This is a genomic window from Streptomyces sp. YIM S03343, from assembly GCF_054729195.1.
Genome location: NZ_JBPUKX010000001.1, coordinates 5230632 through 5248752 on the forward strand (window position 1 = coordinate 5230632; position 18121 = coordinate 5248752).

An 18121-nucleotide genomic window follows, 5' to 3' on the forward strand; every position below is an offset into this window, starting at 1 on the left:
AGGACCGGATCTCACCTCACCCGGAACTTCCCGTCCCGCCGCCGGGCGAACAGCTCCGCCTGGCGTTCCGGCGGCAGATTGCCGAGGGCGACGAGGGACGGCGCCAGGGCGTACGCCTGCGCCCGCGCCGCCTCCTTGACCGCCCACAGGGCCCGTACGGTGCCCTGCACGCCCTCGGCCGGATACCCGGCGAGCACGGTGGCGCACCGTACGGCGGCCGCCAGCGCCTCGCCGGGCGGGGTGAGTTCGGAGACCAGACCGACGGCATGGGCGCGTTCGGCGGAGACCCGTTCGGCGGTGCCCATGAGCATCATCCGCGCGGCCTCGCCGTAAGGCATCCGCAGGGCCATGAGCGCGGACTCGTAGGCGCTGACCATGCCGTAGGTGGTGTGCGGGTCGAAGAAGACGGCGGTGGTGTCGGCGACGACGAACTCCGCCTCGCCGAGCAGGTAGTAGGCGCCGCCGCAGGCCATGCCGCGGACGGCGGCGATGACCGGTTTCCACAGGTCGTTGGCCTTCGGGCCGATGTTCAGCAGCGGATCGTCCTGCATGTAGGGCGAGTTGGGCTGCGGTACGACGGCGTCCCGGTCGATGCCGGTGCAGAACGCCCGCTCCCCGGCGCCGGTGAGCACGACGGCCCGCACGGTGTCGTCGTAGCGGAACCTCCGCCAGGTGGCGGCGAGTTCGTCCGCGGTGGCGAGGTCGACGGCGTTGAGCTTCTCAGGCCGGTCGAGGGTGACGACGGCGACGCCGGTGTCGGCGTCCGTGCTGACGCGCAGGGTCATGGCCGCTCCAGCACCCACTGCGGAAGCGGAAGCCGAAGAGGAGGCGGTGCGTCGCTGTCCTCGCGGTTCTCGCCGTCCGCCGGGAATGCGGCCTGGACGCGAGCGCCGATGCGAATCCGGTCGGGGGAGAGGGAGTTGAGGGCCGCGCCCGCCCGGGTCACGAGGTTGCCGACGAGCCGGACGCGGGGCGCGTCGTCGAGTTCCACGACGACGACGTTGTACGGCTCCTGCGCGGCGTAGTCGGGCAGCAGCGGCGGATGCGGCACGACGTACGACCACACCCGCCCGCGCCCGTTGGTGAGCCGCCACTGGCTCGCGAAGGACCGGCAGTGCGGGCAGCAGGGCCGGGGCGGGAAGCGGGGCTCGCCGCAGTCGGCGCAGGCCTGGACGCGCAGTTCGCCGCGGGCGGCGTACTCCCAAAAGGGGGCGCCGTCGGTGTCGGTGACGGGACGCAGCAAGGTGAACTCCTTGGCTCGGTGGGTCAGTTCCGCAGAAGTAGGGCCGAGGTGGGGACGCCCTCGCCCGCGGTGACCAGGCAGGTCACGGCGCCCGGGACCTGGGCGGTGCTGGTGCCGCGCAGCTGTTTGACGCCCTCGGTGATCAGGTTGAAGCCGTGCACATACGCCTCGCTGAGTCCGCCTCCGCCGGTGTTGATCGGCAGTCGTCCGCCGGTCTCCAGGGCGCCGCCCTCGGTGAACGCGCCGCCCTCGCCCCGGCCGCAGAAGCCGTAGCCCTCCAGGGAGAGCGGGATCAGCGGGGTGAACGCGTCGTAGATCTGGGCGACATCGACGTCCTCGGGGGTGAAGTCGGCGTGCTTCCACAGATGCCGGGCGGCGGCCCAGGCGGGGCCGGTGAGGGGGTCGTCGGTCCAGTAGTTGACCATGCCGTGGTGCTGGGCGGGCAGCCCCTGGGCGGCGGAGTGGACGTACACGGGCCGCTGCCGGCAGTCCCGCGCCCGCTCCGCGGAGACGACCACGCACGCCAACGCGCCATCGGTCTCCAGGCAGTTGTCGAAGAGGCAGAGCGGCTCGCTGACCCACCGGGAGGTCATGTACATCTCGCGGGTGAGGGGGCGGTCGTACATGATCGCGGCGGGGTTCTGGTTGGCGCGGTTGCGGCAGGCGAGGGCGACATGGAACAAGTGGTCGCGGGTCGCGCCGTGTTCGTGGAGGTAGCGGCGGGCCAGCATGGCTATCTCGTCCACGGGCCGCAGCAGCCCGTACGGCCGGGTCCACTGCGCCGGGGTCGGCAGCTGGACGGCGGTGTTCGTCCACGGCCGAGGCCCGCTGCCCCGCTTGCGGGACCGCCAGGCGACGCCGACGGAGGCCTGGCCGGTGGCGATCGCGGCGGCGAGATGCGCCACCGTGGCGCACGAACCGCCGCCCCCGTAGCCGACCTTGCTGAAGAAGGTGAGGTCGCCGAAGCCGACGGCCTTGGCCAGCTCGACCTCGTCGGTGTCCTCCATGGTGTAGGAGGCGAGGGCGTCGACCTCGCCGGGGTCGATGCCGGCGTCGTCGAGGGCGGCGAGCACGGCACGGCAGGCGAGGGTCTTCTCGTCCTCCGGGAGCCGTTTGGCGAAGGGGGTCTGCCCGATGCCGACGATGGCGGTGGCGTCCTTGAGCCCCGGGACCGGACCGCGCCCCGGCCCCGGCCTCTGCACCGGCCCCGGCCCCTGCACCGGCCCCTGCCCCTGTACCGGCCCCTGCCCCTGCCCCTGTACCGGCCCCTGCCCCTGCCCCGGACCCGTCCCCCGCCCTGTTCCCGGCCGCCGCGCTCTGCTGCCCGTACCTGGCACGTGCACCCACCTCCGCACATCCCGAAGCGGCCCCTGGCCCCTGCCCGACTGCTGACAGTCCGTCAGGCTACAGCTAATCTGACGGTCAGTCAGCTACGGGAGGAGGGCGAAGGTGCGCGGTGACGTGGAGTGGAGCAGCATCCCGGCCCTGGTGCGCTGGGCGGCCCGGCGGTACGCGGGCACCGAGGCGGTCGTCGACGGGCGGACCAGGATCACGTACGAGGAACTGGGCGCCCGGGTCGAACGGGCGGCGGCGGCCTGTCTGGCGAACGGTGTCGAGCCCGGTGACCGGGTGGCGGTGTGGGCGCCGAACTCCCTGGACTGGATGACCTCGGCGCTGGGTGCGGTGTCGGCGGGCGCGGTCCTGGTGCCGCTGAACACGCGCTTCAAGGGCGCGGAGGCGGCGTATGTGCTGCGCCGCAGCGGGGCACGGCTGCTGTTCGTGACGGGCACCTTCCTGGGGACGTCGTACGTGGGCTCGCTGCGCCGGGCGGCGGGTGTGGGCCCGGGTGCCGGCCACCACCCTGGTGCTGGTGCTGGTGCTGGTGCCGACGCCGGTGTGGGCCCCCTCCCCGGACTCCCGGCCCTGGAACAGGTGGTGGTCCTGTCGGAGGACGCTGCCCCGCCGGAGTTCCGCACCTGGAAGGACTTCCTGGCGAGCGGCGAGGCGGTGGGAGCGGAGGAGACGCACGCTCGCGCGGCGGGCATCCCGCCGTCCGCCCCCTCCGACATCGTCTTCACCTCGGGCACCACGGGCCGCCCGAAGGGCGCGGTGATCACCCATGAACAGACGCTGCGCGGCTACGAGGTGTGGAGCGACCTGGCGGGACTGCGGCACGGCGACCGCTACCTCATCGTGAACCCGTTCTTCCACACCTTCGGCTACAAGGCCGGCGTGATCGCCTGCCTGACGCGCGGCGCGACGATGATCCCGCAGGCGGTGTCCGGGGTGGACACGGTGCTGGCGAACATAGCGGCCGAGCACGTCTCCGTCCTCCCGGGCCCGCCCACCCTCCACCAGTCCCTCCTCGACCACCCGGCCCGCGCCGCCCACGACCTGTCGGCGCTCCGCCTGGTGGTGACCGGGGCGGCGGTGGTCCCGCTGCGGCTGGTGGAACGCCTGCGCGGCGAACTGGGCGTGGAGACGGTCCTGACGGCGTACGGCCTCTCGGAGGCCAGCGGCATCGTCACGATGTGCCGCCGCGGCGACGCCCCGTCGGTGATCGCGTCGACGTCGGGCCGGGCCATCCCGGGCACGGAGGTCCGTGTGGTGGACGCCCAAGGCGCCGTACGTCCCCCGGGCGAGCCCGGCGAGGTCCTGGTGCGGGGCTTCAACGTCATGCGGGGCTACTACGAGGACCCGGCGGCGACCGCCGAGGTGCTGACGCCGGACGGCTGGCTGAGGACGGGCGACGTCGGCGTCCTGGACGAGGCGGGCAACCTCCGGATCACCGACCGGATCAAGGACATGTTCATCGTCGGCGGCTTCAACGCCTACCCGGCGGAGATCGAGCAACTCCTCGGTCTGCACCCGGAGGTGGCGGACGTGGCGGTGATCGGCGTACCGGACGCCCGGCTCGGCGAGGTCGGCATGGCCTTCGTCGTGCGCCGCCCGGGCTCGGTCACGACCGCCGACGACCTGATCGCCTGGGCCCGCCGCGAGATGGCGAACTACAAGGTGCCGAGGCGGGTCGAGTTCGTCCGCGAACTGCCGCGGAACGCGAGCGGCAAGGTGGTGAAGGGAGACCTGCGCGACCGCGCGGCGACCTGAGCGCTCCGCTGGAAGTGCCGCGATGTGTCGTCTGTCGTCTGCGGCACCATCGTGGCTGGTCGCGCAGTTCCCCGCGCCCCTTCAGGGCGCTGCCGAACCGCAGCGAACTTCGCCCGACCGGCTTAGGTGTACTGCCCTGACACACACAACGGCCGCGGCGGCTCCCCCTCTTCCGCGCCGCCGCGGCCGTGCCCCCGCCGTGCCCCCCGCCGTTCGAACCGGTCGGTGTGTCAGACGCGCTCGTCCGTCACGTGGACGTTGTCCGGAGTGACCGTGCCGCTGCCCGTGGCCGTGGCCGTGGCCGCGGCCTTGACCGTGGCTTTGGCCGTGGCCGTCAGCGGCTCGTCCGTCACGTGGACGTTGTCCGTCGTGGCGCCCCCGCCAGCCGCGATGAGCGGCTCGTCCGTGACGTGCACGTTGTCGGTGCTGTTCTGGTCGCTCATGGTGCTCGCTCTCCCGTTGTCGTGCTTTTTTCGGACACCGGGATCTCCCGGCATCTCCCCCGTGAACCGTCACCGGACCCCCGCCCGGCGACTCCCCGTGGAAGGACCGGGACCTGCCCGGTGACTCCCCCCGCGGAGGGACCGGGACCCGTCCGGCAACTCCCCCGTGGATCGCCGGGCGGACCCCGCGCGGCCGGGCACCTCACGAACCCGGCCACCGTGTCACTCCGCCTGCCCCCCGACGCGACGGAACGACACAGCCGAGCATGCCGGGCGCCGATAAACGAACGATGAACGCCCGCGTGGGCATCGGCGCACCCGTGGCGGCAAGCCAGATGCCGCCAGGCTCGGCATGGTGGGCTGCGCGACGCCGTGTGGGGCCATGCTTGCATTGATGAAAGTTTCGTGGATGAAACCTTCATCGCCCGGCCTCCCCGCGCACTGCGCTCCTGAGGATTCCGCGCTCCTGGCCTCTGCGCGTTCCAGACGTCTCCGCATCGCCTCACCGCATCGCCGAAGGCGCCAGCAGGGCCCGTACCTCCGCCGCCTCCGGGGCGTCCAGGGACTCGAAGATGTCCAGGGCCTCGCGCCAGCAGACCTGGGCGCGGTCCAGGTGCGTGATGCCGTGCAGGGCCCGGCCGAGGACGGTGAGGGCGTTGGCGCGGCGCCATTCGCCGCCCACGCCGCGGAGGAGGGTGAGGGCGGTCTCGGCGTTGACGGCGGCCGGGGCGGGGCGGCCCGCGGTGAGGTCGAGTTCGGCCAGGCGGAACAGGGTCATGCCCTCCCAGAGGCGCTGGCGCGAGTCCTGGAAGACCCGGAGCGCCTGCTGGAGGCACTCCGTGGCCTCGGCCAGCTTGCCGCTGCTGGTGAGGGCGAGGCCGAGGGCGTAGCGGCCGTTGGCGCCCTTGAGGGCGTGGCCCATCGCGTCGTACATCTCCGTGCCCTGCCGGGCCAGCGCCACCGCGCTCTCGGTGCGGCCGGTGGCCAGATGGGTGCGGGAGAGGTTGCACAGGGCGCTGGCCTCGCCCGGACGGTCGCCGAGCGGGCGGAAGTTCTCGACGGCGCGGGTGAAGTGGGCCTCGGCGTCGGCCACTCGGTTCTGGTACATCGCCACCGCGCCGCTGATGTTCGACGCCCAGCAGGCGGTGAGCGGGTCTCCGCAGGCGTCGGCCAGGGCCGCGGCCCGCTCGGCCGCCTGCCCCGCCGCGTCGAACTTGCTGCCGGAGATGTGGTGCACGAAGGCCAGCGCCATCAGCGCCCGGGACTCGGAGCGGGGATCACCGGCGTCCTGTGCCGCGTCACGCAGGCGGGCCGCCACGACCTCGTACTCACGGGAGTTGGCGCCCGACTCGGCCAGGTCCACCGCCGCCCACAGCACGTCGACCGCGCGCCTCAGGGTCTGCTGGCTGGCGGCCGACTGGCGTACGCAGGCCAGCAGGGAGACCGCCTCCGCGTACAGCCAGTCCTGGGCGGCGTGGCGGTCGGAGAACACCAGGCCCGGGTGGGAGGGGCGCTCCAGGTGGTCGACCAGGCGGTCGCCGGGGCGTTCGATGAGATAGCCGCCCGCGACGGTGGCCAGATAGAAGTCCAGCAGGCGTGAGAGTGCCGACTCCTGCTCGCCCGGCCGTTCGTCGCGTTCGGCGCAGGCGCGGGCGTAGAGCCGTACGAGGTCGTGGTAGCGGTAGCGGCCGGGCGCGGCGGACTCCAGGAGGGAGGTGTCGACGAGCGATTCGAGGACGTCCTCCGTGTCGTCCGCCGTGAGGTCCAGTACGGCGGCTGCGGCGGCCAGCGAGATGTCCGGGCCGTCGGCCAGGCCCAGCAGCCGGAACGCCCGCTGCTGTGCGGGCTCCAGCTGGCCGTAGCCCAGCTCGAAGGTCGCCTTGACCGCGAGGTCGCCGGCCTGGAGCTCGTCGAGGCGGCGGCGTTCGTCGGCGAGCTTGGCGGCGAGGACGGACACGGTCCAGGTGCGGCGGGCGGCCAGGCGGGACGCCGCGATACGGATCGCCAGCGGCAGGAACCCGCACGCCGCGACCACGTCCAGCGCCGCCTTCCGCTCCGAGCGGACCCGTTCCTCGCCGACGATCTTTGTGAACAGCGCCAGCGCCTCGTCCGGGGACATCACGTCGAGGTCGACCAGATGTGCCCCGGCCAGGTCCACCATCCGCACCCGCGAGGTCACCAGGGCCGCGCAGCCCTCGGTGCCGGGCAGCAGGGGCCGTACCTGCGCCGCGTCCCGCGCGTTGTCCAGCAGCACCAGCACCCGGCGCCCGTCCAGCATCGACCGGTACAGCGCCGCCCGCTCCTCCAGCGGCTCCGGGATCGCCGAGTCCTGCGCGCCCAAAGCCCGCAGGAAGGAGCCGAGCACCGTCTCCGGTTCGGCGGGCCGGGCGCCCGTGCCCTGGAGGTCGACGTAGAGCTGCCCGCCGGGGAACGCCCCGCGTGCCCCGTGCGCCACATGCACCGCCAGCGTCGTCTTGCCCACCCCGCCGATACCGGCGAGCGCGGACACCGCCATCACCCGGTTGCCGTCCTCCCCGTCCTCCGACGCCGACGCCAGAACCTCGCTCAACTCGGCCACGAAGGAGGCCCGGCCGGTGAAGTCGGCCACCGCCATGGGGAGTTGCGCCGGGCGCACCGGGGTCACCACCGGCTCCGGCACCGGCCCCGACGGCTCCGCGAGGCCCGGGTCGGCCTGGAGGATGCGCTGCTGGAGCTCGCTGAGCCCGGGGCGCGGATCGACGCCGAGTTCCTCCGCGAGCAGCCGCCGGGTGTCGGCGTAGACGGCCAGCGCCTCCGCCTGACGCCCGCTGCGGTACAGCGCCAGCATCAGCAGCTCGCGCAGCCGTTCGCGCAGTGGATGGTCGGCGGTGAGCGCCGTCAACTCCGAGACGGCTGCCGCGTGGCAGCCCTGCTCCAGGTCCATGTCCAGCCGGGACTCCAGGAGTTGCAGACGCCACTCACCGAGCCGGGCCCGCTGTGCCTCCGCATACGGCCCCGGCACACCGGCGAGCGCCTCGCCGTCCCAGAGGCCCAGCGCACGGTTCAGCACCTCCCGCGCCCCGCTCAAGTCACCGGCGCCCTTGGCCTTCTCCGCCTCGGAGGCAAGCTGCTGCGCCCGCGCCAGATCGAGCGCGCCGTCCCCGAGACTCCGTACGGCATAACCCCCGGACTCGGTGGTCAGGACGCCGGGGTCCAGGACCTTGCGCAGCCGGGACGCGTACGTCCGTAGCGCCGCCACCGCCTGCGACGGCGGCTCCTGGCCCCACAGGGCGTCGATCAGCTCCGGGGCGGTCGCCGTCCGGCCCTCGCGCAGCAACAGGGCGGCCAGCAGCGCGCGTTGCTGCGGCGATCCCATGGCAAGCGGTTCTTCGCCGCGCCAGCCGCGCACGGGTCCGAGCACGCTGAAGCGAAGCTGAGGCGACTGCTGTGCGGGTCCGGGACGCCACTGCTCCGGTACCCGCGGTACACCGTCCATCCGCCGTCCCCACTAGAGGCCCTCTTTATCGGACGTAAGTCTGCCTTGTCCCGGGGGCAAACGTCAGCCGCGCGAGCTCCCGATCGCGGGGCGCCGCACGGCAGTCACGCGGCCTCCACAGGGTTTTCACACCCTCTCGGTGCGGGCACGCACAGACGTCATGCGCCGGCGCCTGCGGACCTCGGTGAGACGGTAAGCGCGTACGCGCGAACCTCGGCCAGGAGCGCTGCGGTGCCCTGTTCGACCTGCTCCTGCTCCTCGGCAGAGAAGCCGAACCCTTCCTTGAGGTCGTTCCAGTCGACGGCGTTCGCGCTCTGCTTCTTCACGCTCACGACTCCTCCTCGTACGCCGCGCAAGCCTCTTCCGCTTCTTTGATCGCCGTGCGGTACCACCCCGACCAGTCACCGACTTTGTCACCGCCAACCCAGATCACAGCGTTCCGCTTGGGATCGAGCACGAACAAGAGTCTCACCTGGCTCGCCCTGGTCAACGCGACATCGGCCCGGGAGCTTCCGGTCGCACCGCGACTACGTAGCTGACGGACCGTCAGTTCGGCGCTACCGTGACCGCCATGGAGACCCCGACCCCGTCGCAGAGCGACTTCCCGCTGATCATCTCCGTCGACGACCACACCGTGGAGCCCTCGGCCGTCTGGCAGGACCGGCTTCCGAAGAAGTACCTCGACACCGGCCCCCGGATCGTGCGTGCCCCGCTGAAGGAGATGTCCTTCCTCGGCGGCCGTTTCAAGCCCGTCATGGGCGGGCCCGGCGACGACGGGCCGGTCGGCGACTGGTGGATCTACGAGGATCTGCACCGCCCCCTCACCCGCCTCGACACCGCCGTAGGGATCAGCAGGGACGAGGTCAGGCTGGAGGTCATCACCTACGAGCAGATGCGCCCGGGGTCGTACGACGTCCCGCAGCGCCTCGCCGACATGGATGTCAACCACGTCCAGTCCGCGCTCTGCTTCCCGACCTTCCCCCGCTTCTGCGGCCAGACCTTCACCGAGGCGACCGACCGGGAGCTCGCGCTGCTCTGCGTGCGCGCCTACAACGACTGGATGGTGGAGGAGTGGTGCGGCCCCGAGGCGCGGGGGCGGCTCGTCCCGCTCACCCTCATCCCCCTCTGGGACGCCGAGCTGGCCGCCGCCGAGGTCCGCCGCAACGCCGCCCGCGGGGTGCGCGCGGTCGCCTTCTCCGAGATACCCCCGCACCTCGGCCTGCCCTCCGTCCACACCGACTACTGGGACCCCTTCCTCGCCGCCTGCGACGAGACCGGCACCGTCGTCGCCATGCACATCGGTTCCAGCAGCCGTATGCCGTCCACCTCCGAGGACGCCCCGCCCGCCGTCGGCTCCACGATCACCTTCGCCAACTGCTGCTTCTCGATGGTCGACTGGCTGATGAGCGGCAAGTTCGAGCGCTTCCCCCAGCTCAAGGTCATGTACGCGGAGGGGCAGATCGGCTGGATCCCGTACATCCTGGAGCGCGCGGACGTCGTCTGGGAGGAGAACCGCGGCTGGGGCGGCGTCGCCGACAAGGTGCACCGGCCGCCGTCCGAGACCTTCCACGACCATGTCTGGGGCTGCTTCTTCGACGACGCCTTCGGGCTGCGCAGCCTCGACTCCATCGGCCTCGGCAATGTCCTGTACGAGACCGACTACCCGCACTCCGACTCCACCTGGCCCAAGTCCCGCGAGGTCGGCGAGGCACAGATGGGGCACCTGGCGCCGGACGTGGTGGAGCGGATCGTACGGGGCAACGCGATCGAGCTGCTGGGGCTCACTCCGGAGGGACTCTGGCCCGGAAGCGCCTGAGCAGTTCCGAGTAACCAGCCTGTCGCTGCGGCCTGCTCGGCCAGGGCGCCCCGCTGTGGGCCCGGCTCGCGGCGGTGCTCGGCGTGATCGCCGCGGGCGCGGCGGGCCTGTACGTCACGGTCCACCCGTCGGCCCGGGAGCGCCGGAGCCTCAGGAGGCGGCGCCGCGCGGGCGACTGAGTCCCATCCCGGTCCCGTCCCATCCCGGTCCGGCCTCACCCCTTGTCTGACGATGCGTCAGAGACGACGATAGGGGCTCCGTTTCCGATCTGACGCACCGTCAGGCAATGGTGGCGATGTTGTCGGCAGCCTCGGCAAGGGGTGGGTCCAATGTGTCCAACGGGTCCGGCGGGTCCAGAGGGTCCAACGGTGAAGTACGGGATACAACTCCCGGTCCAGTCGCAGAGCACCCTCTACGCCGAGTCCTGGGAGGCCGGTGCCGGGCCGGGTGACCTCGTCGCGGTCGCGCGGGCCGCCGACGCCGCCGGGTTCGCGTACGTCGCCTGCTGCGACCATGTCGCGATCCCGCGCAGGCTAGCGCCCGCGATGAGCACGGTCTGGTACGACCCCGTCGCCACTCTCGCCCACCTCGCGGCCGTCACCGAACGCGTCCGTCTGCTCAGCCACGTCGCGATCGCCGGGCTGCGCCACCCCCTCCTCACGGCCAAGCAGTACGCCACCCTCGACCACCTCAGCGGCGGCCGGCTGATCCTCGGTGTCGGCGCGGGCCATGTGGAGGAGGAATTCGCGGTGCTCGGCGCCGACTTCGAGCACCGGGGCGCCGTCCTCGACGAGACGATCGACGCACTGCGCGCCGCGCTCGGACCCGAGGAGTTCCCCGAACACCACGGCAAGCTCTACGACTTCGAGGGCCTGGGCCAGGGCCCCCGCCCCGCCCAGCAGCGCGTCCCCGTCTGGGTCGGCGGCTCCTCGCGCGCCGCCGTACGCCGGGCCGCCCTCAAGGGCGACGGCTGGCTGCCCCAGGGCGACCCCCGCGACCGCCTTCCGGCGCAGCTCGCCCGTATCCGGGAACTGCGCGAACAGGCGGGCGTGGAGCGTCCGTTCACCGCCGGAGCCATCACCGAACCGCTCTACGTCGGCACCCCCTCCTGGGACACCGGCCGCCGCACCCTCACCGGCACCCCCGAGGCGCTGGCCGAGTCGCTGCGCGCGTACGCCGCGATGGGCGTCGACCAGATCCAGGTGCGGTTCCGCAGCCGCAGCCGCAACGAACTCACCGACCAGATCGCGGCGTTCGGTGCCGAGGTGGCACCGCATCTTTGATCTCCGCTTAAGACCTCCATGGAAGGAGTCCCATGGGCAAGCTGGACGGACGCGTCGTGCTCGTCACCGGAGCGGCGCGCGGGCAGGGCGAACAGGAAGCGCGGCTCTTCACAGCGGAGGGCGCGCGGGTCGTCGTAGCGGACATCCTGGACGACCAGGGCGAGGAACTGGCCAAGGAGCTGGGCGCGCTGTACGTCCACCTCGACGTGGGCCGCGAGGACGACTGGCGGGCGGCGGTGGCGCGGGTGAAGGAGGCGTACGGCCGGATCGACGGGTTGGTCAACAACGCGGGCATCCTGCGCTTCAACGCCCTGCTCGACACGCCGCTCGACGAGTTCCTGCAGGTGGTCACGGTCAACCAGGTCGGCTGCTTCCTGGGCATCAAGACGGTCGCGCCCGAGATTCGGGCGGCGGGCGGCGGCACGATCGTCAACACCGCCTCCTACACGGCGGTGACCGGTATGGCGGCCGTCGGCAGCTACGCAGCCACCAAGCACGCCGTCCTCGGCCTCACCCGGGTCGCCGCGCTGGAGCTCGCGCCGCACCGGATCCGGGTCAACGCGGTCTGCCCCGGCGCCGTCGACACCCCGATGTCCAACCCGGCCCGGCTGGACCCGGACGCCGACCCCGAGGAGATGAGCCGCGCTCTGGACGAGCTGTACCGCAAGCTCGTGCCCCTGGGCCGGATCGGCCGCCCGGAGGAGGTCGCCCGCCTCGCCCTGTTCCTGTCCTGCGACGACTCGTCGTACATCACGGGGCAGCCGTTCGTGATCGACGGAGGGTGGCTGGCGGGGGTGTCGGTGGTGTGACCCGCAACGGCTGACACCGGCCCGCTTCGGCGGCCAGCCCGGGGGCGAGCCTCGCGCACCGGGCGGCGGCGGCCTCGGACGAGGGGCGATTGCATGATCGCCGAGGCCACGACCGCATGCGTGCGGCTGGAGCAGGACCCCGTCACCAGTCGGTGTTCACCGACCGCGTCATCGCTGCTTGGTCATCTTGCGCTTCCAACTCCCACACGCGGCGCCGGCCGTGCTCTACGGCGTGGACCGCTGCACGATCACCCGTGCCGTCCACGAGATCCGCCCGCTGCCGGCTGCCCGTGGCTTCGCCGTGCCAGGCTGTCCCGAGGTGCGGCTTCGCACGCTGGCGGCGGCCACCCCGCGGGTGAGTTCGAGCCCGTCCGGCGCAACGTAGTCGGTGCTTCTTGCGAGTTTCGGACATCGACACGCCGTCAGCCACGGCGTGTCGATGTCCGAAACTGACGTCTTTCGAATCCCGCAGGGATCACGCCGTTGACGAAGGCGACCTCGACGCAGGCCACCTCGCCCATGTGGGCGCCCTTGGCTGTCGGCATGACCTGCAGGGTGACGTTCGGCATGGCGGCACCCCGGATGAGCTGCTTGATGTGGGCGGCCCTTACCTCCTTGCCGTCCACCGGGCGTCGCAGCACCAGGCGCTGCCGAAGCCGTCTGCGGCCGTGGACGCAGACCAGATCGGCGGGCGGGGACTGTGGCTGGTAGAGACCCTGGCCGCCGAGGCAGGCGGCTCGACCCGCATGCCGGTCGACGCCGACGGCGGCGGCAAGTCCGTCGAGGTACGGCTGCCGCTCGCCCGGAGGAGGTCGCCCGGCTCGCCCTGTTCCTGTCCTGCGACGACTCGTCGTACATCACCGGCCAGCCGTTCGTGATCGACGCTGGTGGCTGGCGGGGGTGTCGGTGGTGTGACCCCCTGCAACATCATGTTGATGCAGTCGTTCAGCGGTCGCTTGCCTCTCCTGGCCAGGTTGTGCGAGCCACAGCATCCTGAGGAGTCAACGACCGTGAGAATCCCGGAACATGGGCGTGCGAAGAAGGACCGGGGAGCGCCGTGGCGCAGCGGCTGGTGGGTTGTGGCGCTGGGCTGCGGGCTCGCGGGGACGGTGCTGTCGATCGTGGGCGGTGCGGGTCTGGTGAAGGCCGCGTGGACGGCTCTGGCGGTGGCGTGGGCGGCAGCGCTGGGCGGTGGCGTGTGGTACTGGCGCAAGGGCGACCGTACGCAGCTGAAAGAGGCCCGGTGGCTGCTGCTGGTCCTGGTGGTGGCGGTGGCCAACCTGGCGGTCAGGCACCCGGGTTCGTTCCCGCTTTGATGCCCTGCAGGACAATGCCATAGAAGTTATGGGCTCCAGCAGACCGATCCTGGACCGCCCAGCGAGACCCCGAGCCGATGATCTGCGACGACCGGGCCTGAGACGCGAGAGCGGGCGTCGGCTCTTGACGGTCCATGCTGCCGGTGCCACAGTCGGCGGCAACATCTGACGATCCGTCAGAAACAACAATGAACGATATGCGACGGCGAAGAACATCCGCGACTCCTCGGGACGGTGAACCTCCTTGGAATTCGGGCTCTTTGTACAGGGATATGTGGGCAAGCGCGCCGAGACCGACCCGCTCGCCGAGCACAAGGCGCTGATGGAGGAGACCGAGTACGTCATCCAGGCGGACCGGTCCGGCTTCAAGTACGCCTGGGCGTCCGAGCACCACTTCCTGGAGGAGTACTCCCACCTCTCCGCCAACGACGTCTTCCTCGGCTATCTCGCCCACGCCACCGAGCGCATCCACCTCGGCTCCGGCATCTTCAACCCGCTGGCCCAGGTCAACCACCCGGTGAAGGTTGCCGAGAAGGTCGCCATGCTCGACCATCTCACCGGCAACCGTTTCGAGTTCGGCAGCGGACGCGGCGCCGGCTCGCACGAGATCCTCGGCTTCCTCCCCGGCATCACCGACATGAACCACACCAAGGAGATCTGGGAAGAGACCATCGCCGAGTTCCCCAAGATGTGGCTCCAGGACGAGTACGAGGGCTTCCAGGGCAAGCACTGGCAGCTGCCCCCGCGCAAGATCCTGCCCAAGCCGTACGGCAAGTCGCACCCCGCGATGTGGTACGCGGCCGGTTCGCCCCCGTCGTACGCCATGGCCGCCCGCAAGGGCCTCGGCGTGCTCGGTTTCAGCATCCAGAAGGTCTCTGACATGGAGTGGGTGCTGGAGCAGTACAAGACGGCGATCGTGAACGCCGAACCGGTCGGCGACTTCGTCAACGACAACGTGATGGTGACGACGACCGCGATCTGCGCGCCCACCCACGACGAGGCGATCGACATCGCGGTGAACGGCGGACTGCACTACCTCCCCTCCCTGGTCTTCCGCTACCACGACACCTTCCCGCGCCCCGAGGGCTTCCCCGTCTGGCCCGAGACGCTGCCCCGGTACACGCCCGAGTTCGTCGAACTCCTCGTCGAGGAGGAGCTGCTGATCTGCGGCGACCCGGACGAGGTGCTGCGCCAGTGCAAGCGCTGGGAGCAGGCGGGGGCCGACCAGCTCAGCTTCGGCCTGCCGGTCGGGGTGCCCAAGGAGGAGACGCTCCAGACCATCCGCCTCATCGGCGAGCATGTGATCCCGAAGATCGACACGGATCCCGTCCATCGGACGACACGGTTCCGGCAAGCGGCGTGAGGGGGTCGGAGGCCGTCATGCTCGACCACCTCATCAAGGGCGCCACCGTCGTCGACGGCACGGGCGCGCCCGCGCGCGTCGCCGACGTCGGGATACGGGACGGCCGTATCGCCGCGGTGGCGACGACGATCACCGAGGAGTCCCGCACGGCCGAGGACGCCACCGGGATGGTCCTCGCCCCCGGCTTCGTCGACCCCCACACCCACTACGACGCCCAGCTCTTCTGGGACCCGTACGCCACCCCGTCCCTCAACCACGGGGTGACCACGGTCGCCGCCGGGAACTGCGGCTTCACCCTCGCCCCCCTCAACCCGGAGAGGCCCTCCGACGCCGACTACACCCGCCGGATGATGTCCAAGGTGGAGGGCATGTCCCTGGTCGCCCTGGAGGACGGCGCGCCCTGGAACTGGCACTCCTTCGCCGAGTACCTGGACGCCCTGGAGGGCCGGATCGCCGTCAACGCGGGCTTCATGGTGGGGCATTGCGCCCTGCGCCGGTATGTGATGGGCCCGGACGCGGTCGGCGGGCAGCCCACCGCCGAGCAAGTCGACGCGATGCTGCGCGTGTTCCACGAGGCGATGGACGCGGGGGCGTGGGGCTTATCCACCACCCAGTCGAGCACCCACTCCGACGGCGACGGCCGGCCGGTCGCCTCCCGCCACGCCCTCCCCGACGAACTCCTCGCCCTGTCACGGGCGGTGGGGGAGCACGAGGGCACCCAGATCGAGGCGATCGTCGCGGGCTGCCTCGACCAGTTCAGCGACGCGGAGATCGACCTGCTCGTGGAGATGAGCGCCGCCGCGGGCCGCCCCCTGAACTGGAACGTCCTCACCGTCGACGCCCAGGTCCCCGAGCGCGTACCGCGCCAGCTGACCGCAAGTGAACGCGCCCGCAAGGCCGGTGGCCGGATCGTCGCGCTCACCATGCCGATCCTCACGCCGATGAACATGTCGCTCGGTACGTTCTGCGCGCTGAATCTGATCCCCGGGTGGGGGCAGATCCTCAGCCTGCCGGTCACCGAGCGGATCACCCGGCTCAGTGACCCCGCGGTCCGTGCGGAGATGCTGCGGCGGGCCGAGTCGAAGGAGGCGGGCGTCTTCCGGCGGCTGACCAACTTCGCCCGGTACGTCATCGGCGACACCTATAGCGCGGCGAACACCGGCCTGACCGGCCGCGTCGTCGGCGACATCGCGGCCGAGCGCGGCCAGGACCCCTTCACCTGCCTGGTCGAGATCTGCGCCGCCGACGATCTCCGTACGGTCCTGTGGCCCATGCCCACCGACAACGACCCGGCGTCCTGGGCGCTGCGCGCCGACACCTGGCAGCACGAGGACGTCATGCTCGGCGGCTCCGACGCCGGTGCCCATCTGGACCGGATGTGCGGGGCGCCGTACACCACCCGCTTCCTCGGCGACTGTCTGCGCGGCCGCAGGCTGATGGGCCTGGAGCAGGCGGTGAAGATGCTCACCGACGACCCGGCGCGGCTGTTCGGCCTGCGCGAACGCGGCCGTATCCAGCAGGGCTGGCACGCCGACCTGGTCCTCTTCGACCCGGAGCGCATCGACGCGGGCAAGGCCACCCTGGTGCACGACCTGCCGGGCGACAGCCCGCGCCTGGACTCCAAGGCGCTCGGCGTGCGCGCGGTCTGGGTCAACGGCGTCGCCGCGATCCGGGACGACGTGGTCACCGGCGCCGTCCCCGGCCGGGTGCTGCGCTCGGGCCGGGACACGGCGACGGTGAGCACCAGGTGAGCGGCGGGCAGGAGCTGCCACCGGCTGAGCGGCCGTCCGCCGGCGCCCAGCGGCTGTTCATCGGCGGTGAGTGGGTGGAGCCGGACGGTGGCCACTACGACGTCGTCGACCCGGCGACCGAGGAGCCCGTCGGCCCCGCCCCGGAGGCCTCGCGGGAGCAGGTCTACGCCGCCTGCGCCGCCGCCCGCGAGGCCCTGGGCCCCTGGTCGCGCACCCGGCCGGAGGAACGCGCGGCGGTGCTGGCACGGGCCGCCGGGATCATCCGCGACCGGGCCGCCGAGTACACCCACCTCGCGGTGGCCGAGACCGGTGCGACGACGGCGACGGCGCGGGCGATGCAGATCGGGGTCGCCGCGGCCCGCTTCCGCCGCTACGCCCGCGTGGAACCCGCCGAATGGCCCATCGAGCCGCAGATCAACGAGGCGGGCCCGATGGGCCGTTCGGGCGTCTTCGGCGCGCTGGCCGTACGGCAGCCGGTCGGCGTGGTCACCTGCATCACGTCGTACAACAACCCGTGGGCGAACCCGGCGGGCAAGGTCGCCCCGGCGCTCGCCATGGGCAACACGGTGGTGGTCAAACCGGCCCCGCAGGACCCCCTGTCGGTCTACCGGATGGCGGAGGCACTGGAGGCGGCGGGGGTGCCGAGGGGCGTGGTGAACGTCGTCTCGGGGCGTGCGGTGGCGGTCGGGGAGGCCGCAGTGGACTCGCCGGACGTGGACATGGTCAGCTTCACCGGCTCCACGGCGGTGGGCCGGCGTATCGCCGAGACCGCCGCCCGGGACATGAAACGCCAGCTCATGGAACTGGGCGGCAAGGGCGCGGCGATCGTCTTGGACGACGCGGACCTCGCCTCGGCGGTGTCGGGCATCGGCACGACGTTCTCCTTCTACAGCGGCCAGATCTGCACGGCACCGACCCGGGTGCTGGCCGGGCGGGGCGTGTACGAACGGCTGGTGGAGGCGCTGGCCGGGTATGCGGGGCGGCTGACGGTGGGTGACCCGAGGGCCAGGGACACCACGGTCGGCCCGGTGATTTCATCCGCGCACCGGGAGCGGGTGGAGTCGTACGTCGAACTAGGCCGCAAGGAAGGCGCGGTGGTAGTGATGGGAGGCGAACGCCCGCCGTGCGACCGGGGCTTCTACGTCGCCCCGACGCTCCTCGCCGGCTGCACCAACGACATGCGGGTCGCCCGGGAGGAGATCTTCGGCCCGGTGGTCGTGGTCGTCCCGGTCGAGGACGAGGACGAGGCGGTGGCCCTCGCCAACGACTCGGACTACGGCCTGATCGACTACGTCTGGTCCGGTGACGTGGCGAGAGCGTTCCGCGTGGCGCGGCGGCTGCGGGCGGGCGGTGTCGGGATCAACACCGTCGGCCGCAACATGGAGGCGCCGTTCGGGGGGTTCAAACGCAGCGGGGTGGGGCGGGACGTCGGGTCGTACGGCCTGCACGCCTACAGCGAGGTCCAGTCGCTGGTCTGGCCGGGCTGAGAGCCCCGGACGGGGCGCCGGTTCCAG

Annotated in this window: 15 protein-coding genes and 1 pseudogene; 9 read left to right on the plus strand and 7 right to left on the minus strand. The window is 71.9% G+C overall.

Annotated elements, in window-relative coordinates:
• Positions 1 to 11: 11 nt before the first annotated feature.
• The 3 genes from ACSYGN_RS22840 to ACSYGN_RS22850 are packed head-to-tail and all read right to left on the minus strand — an operon-like array spanning position 12 to position 2445.
• Entirely contained in the window at positions 12 to 785 is a 774-nt protein-coding gene (locus tag ACSYGN_RS22840; RefSeq protein WP_460398485.1) for an enoyl-CoA hydratase/isomerase family protein, read from the minus strand.
• On the minus strand, positions 782 to 1243 hold the full coding sequence (locus ACSYGN_RS22845) for a Zn-ribbon domain-containing OB-fold protein (RefSeq protein WP_460398487.1): 462 nt from the start codon (positions 1241 to 1243) through the stop codon (positions 782 to 784). Before ACSYGN_RS22845 ends, ACSYGN_RS22840 begins: the two co-directional genes overlap by 4 nt.
• A 23-nt stretch (positions 1244 to 1266) precedes the next feature.
• Positions 1267 to 2445 (minus strand): lipid-transfer protein, encoded by a 1179-nt coding sequence (locus tag ACSYGN_RS22850; protein WP_460398489.1) that lies wholly within the window; start codon positions 2443 to 2445, stop codon positions 1267 to 1269.
• Between the two features lie 247 nt (positions 2446 to 2692).
• On the opposite strand from ACSYGN_RS22850, the gene ACSYGN_RS22855 reads away from it, so the two are divergent.
• Entirely contained in the window at positions 2693 to 4351 is a 1659-nt protein-coding gene (locus ACSYGN_RS22855) for a fatty acid--CoA ligase family protein (RefSeq protein WP_460398491.1), read from the plus strand.
• 230 nt (positions 4352 to 4581) lie between these two features.
• Here the strand turns inward: ACSYGN_RS22855 and ACSYGN_RS22860 are convergent, their stop codons facing one another.
• The 3 genes from ACSYGN_RS22860 to ACSYGN_RS22870 all read right to left on the minus strand — a co-directional run bounded on the left by ACSYGN_RS22860 (position 4582) and on the right by ACSYGN_RS22870 (position 8601).
• Entirely contained in the window at positions 4582 to 4794 is a 213-nt protein-coding gene (locus tag ACSYGN_RS22860) for a hypothetical protein (RefSeq protein ID WP_460398493.1), read from the minus strand.
• 502 nt (positions 4795 to 5296) lie between these two features.
• A complete protein-coding gene (locus tag ACSYGN_RS22865) occupies positions 5297 to 8269 on the minus strand; it encodes an AfsR/SARP family transcriptional regulator (protein WP_460398495.1) in 2973 nt (990 codons plus the stop codon).
• 158 nt (positions 8270 to 8427) lie between these two features.
• On the minus strand, positions 8428 to 8601 hold the full coding sequence (locus ACSYGN_RS22870) for a hypothetical protein (RefSeq protein WP_460398497.1): 174 nt from the start codon (positions 8599 to 8601) through the stop codon (positions 8428 to 8430).
• Between the two features lie 239 nt (positions 8602 to 8840).
• Between ACSYGN_RS22870 and ACSYGN_RS22875 the strand changes: the two genes are divergently transcribed.
• The 3 genes from ACSYGN_RS22875 (at position 8841) to ACSYGN_RS22885 (ending at position 12177) form a co-directional block, all read left to right on the plus strand.
• Positions 8841 to 10085, plus strand: a complete 1245-nt coding sequence (locus ACSYGN_RS22875; RefSeq protein ID WP_460398499.1) for an amidohydrolase family protein — start codon at positions 8841 to 8843, stop codon at positions 10083 to 10085.
• Positions 10086 to 10414: 329 nt separating this feature from the next.
• Positions 10415 to 11368 carry a TIGR03619 family F420-dependent LLM class oxidoreductase gene (locus tag ACSYGN_RS22880; protein ID WP_460398502.1) on the plus strand — a complete coding sequence of 318 codons (954 nt, stop codon included), beginning with the start codon at positions 10415 to 10417 and terminating at the stop codon, positions 11366 to 11368.
• A 32-nt stretch (positions 11369 to 11400) separates the two neighbouring features.
• Positions 11401 to 12177, plus strand: coding sequence for an SDR family NAD(P)-dependent oxidoreductase (locus ACSYGN_RS22885; RefSeq protein ID WP_460398504.1), 777 nt, complete (start codon positions 11401 to 11403; stop codon positions 12175 to 12177).
• A 422-nt stretch (positions 12178 to 12599) separates the two neighbouring features.
• Here ACSYGN_RS22885 and ACSYGN_RS22890 read toward each other — a convergent pair whose 3' ends face one another.
• Positions 12600 to 12803 (minus strand): hypothetical protein, encoded by a 204-nt coding sequence (locus tag ACSYGN_RS22890; protein WP_460398506.1) that lies wholly within the window; start codon positions 12801 to 12803, stop codon positions 12600 to 12602.
• Between the two features lie 170 nt (positions 12804 to 12973).
• Between ACSYGN_RS22890 and ACSYGN_RS22895 the strand changes: the two are divergent.
• The 5 genes and pseudogenes from ACSYGN_RS22895 to ACSYGN_RS22915 all read left to right on the plus strand — a co-directional run.
• Positions 12974 to 13092: pseudogene (locus ACSYGN_RS22895) on the plus strand (short-chain dehydrogenase); the annotation flags it as partial.
• Between the two features lie 95 nt (positions 13093 to 13187).
• Positions 13188 to 13493: a hypothetical protein gene (locus tag ACSYGN_RS22900; protein WP_460398508.1), complete on the plus strand. Its 306-nt coding sequence runs from the start codon at positions 13188 to 13190 to the stop codon at positions 13491 to 13493.
• Between the two features lie 244 nt (positions 13494 to 13737).
• On the plus strand, positions 13738 to 14856 hold the full coding sequence (locus ACSYGN_RS22905; protein ID WP_460398510.1) for an LLM class flavin-dependent oxidoreductase: 1119 nt from the start codon (positions 13738 to 13740) through the stop codon (positions 14854 to 14856).
• A gap of 17 nt (positions 14857 to 14873) precedes the next feature.
• Entirely contained in the window at positions 14874 to 16607 is a 1734-nt protein-coding gene (locus ACSYGN_RS22910) for an N-acyl-D-amino-acid deacylase family protein (RefSeq protein WP_460398512.1), read from the plus strand.
• Positions 16604 to 18094, plus strand: a complete 1491-nt coding sequence (locus ACSYGN_RS22915; RefSeq protein WP_460398514.1) for an aldehyde dehydrogenase family protein — start codon at positions 16604 to 16606, stop codon at positions 18092 to 18094. Before ACSYGN_RS22910 ends, ACSYGN_RS22915 begins: the two co-directional genes overlap by 4 nt.
• Positions 18095 to 18121: the final 27 nt, after the last annotated feature.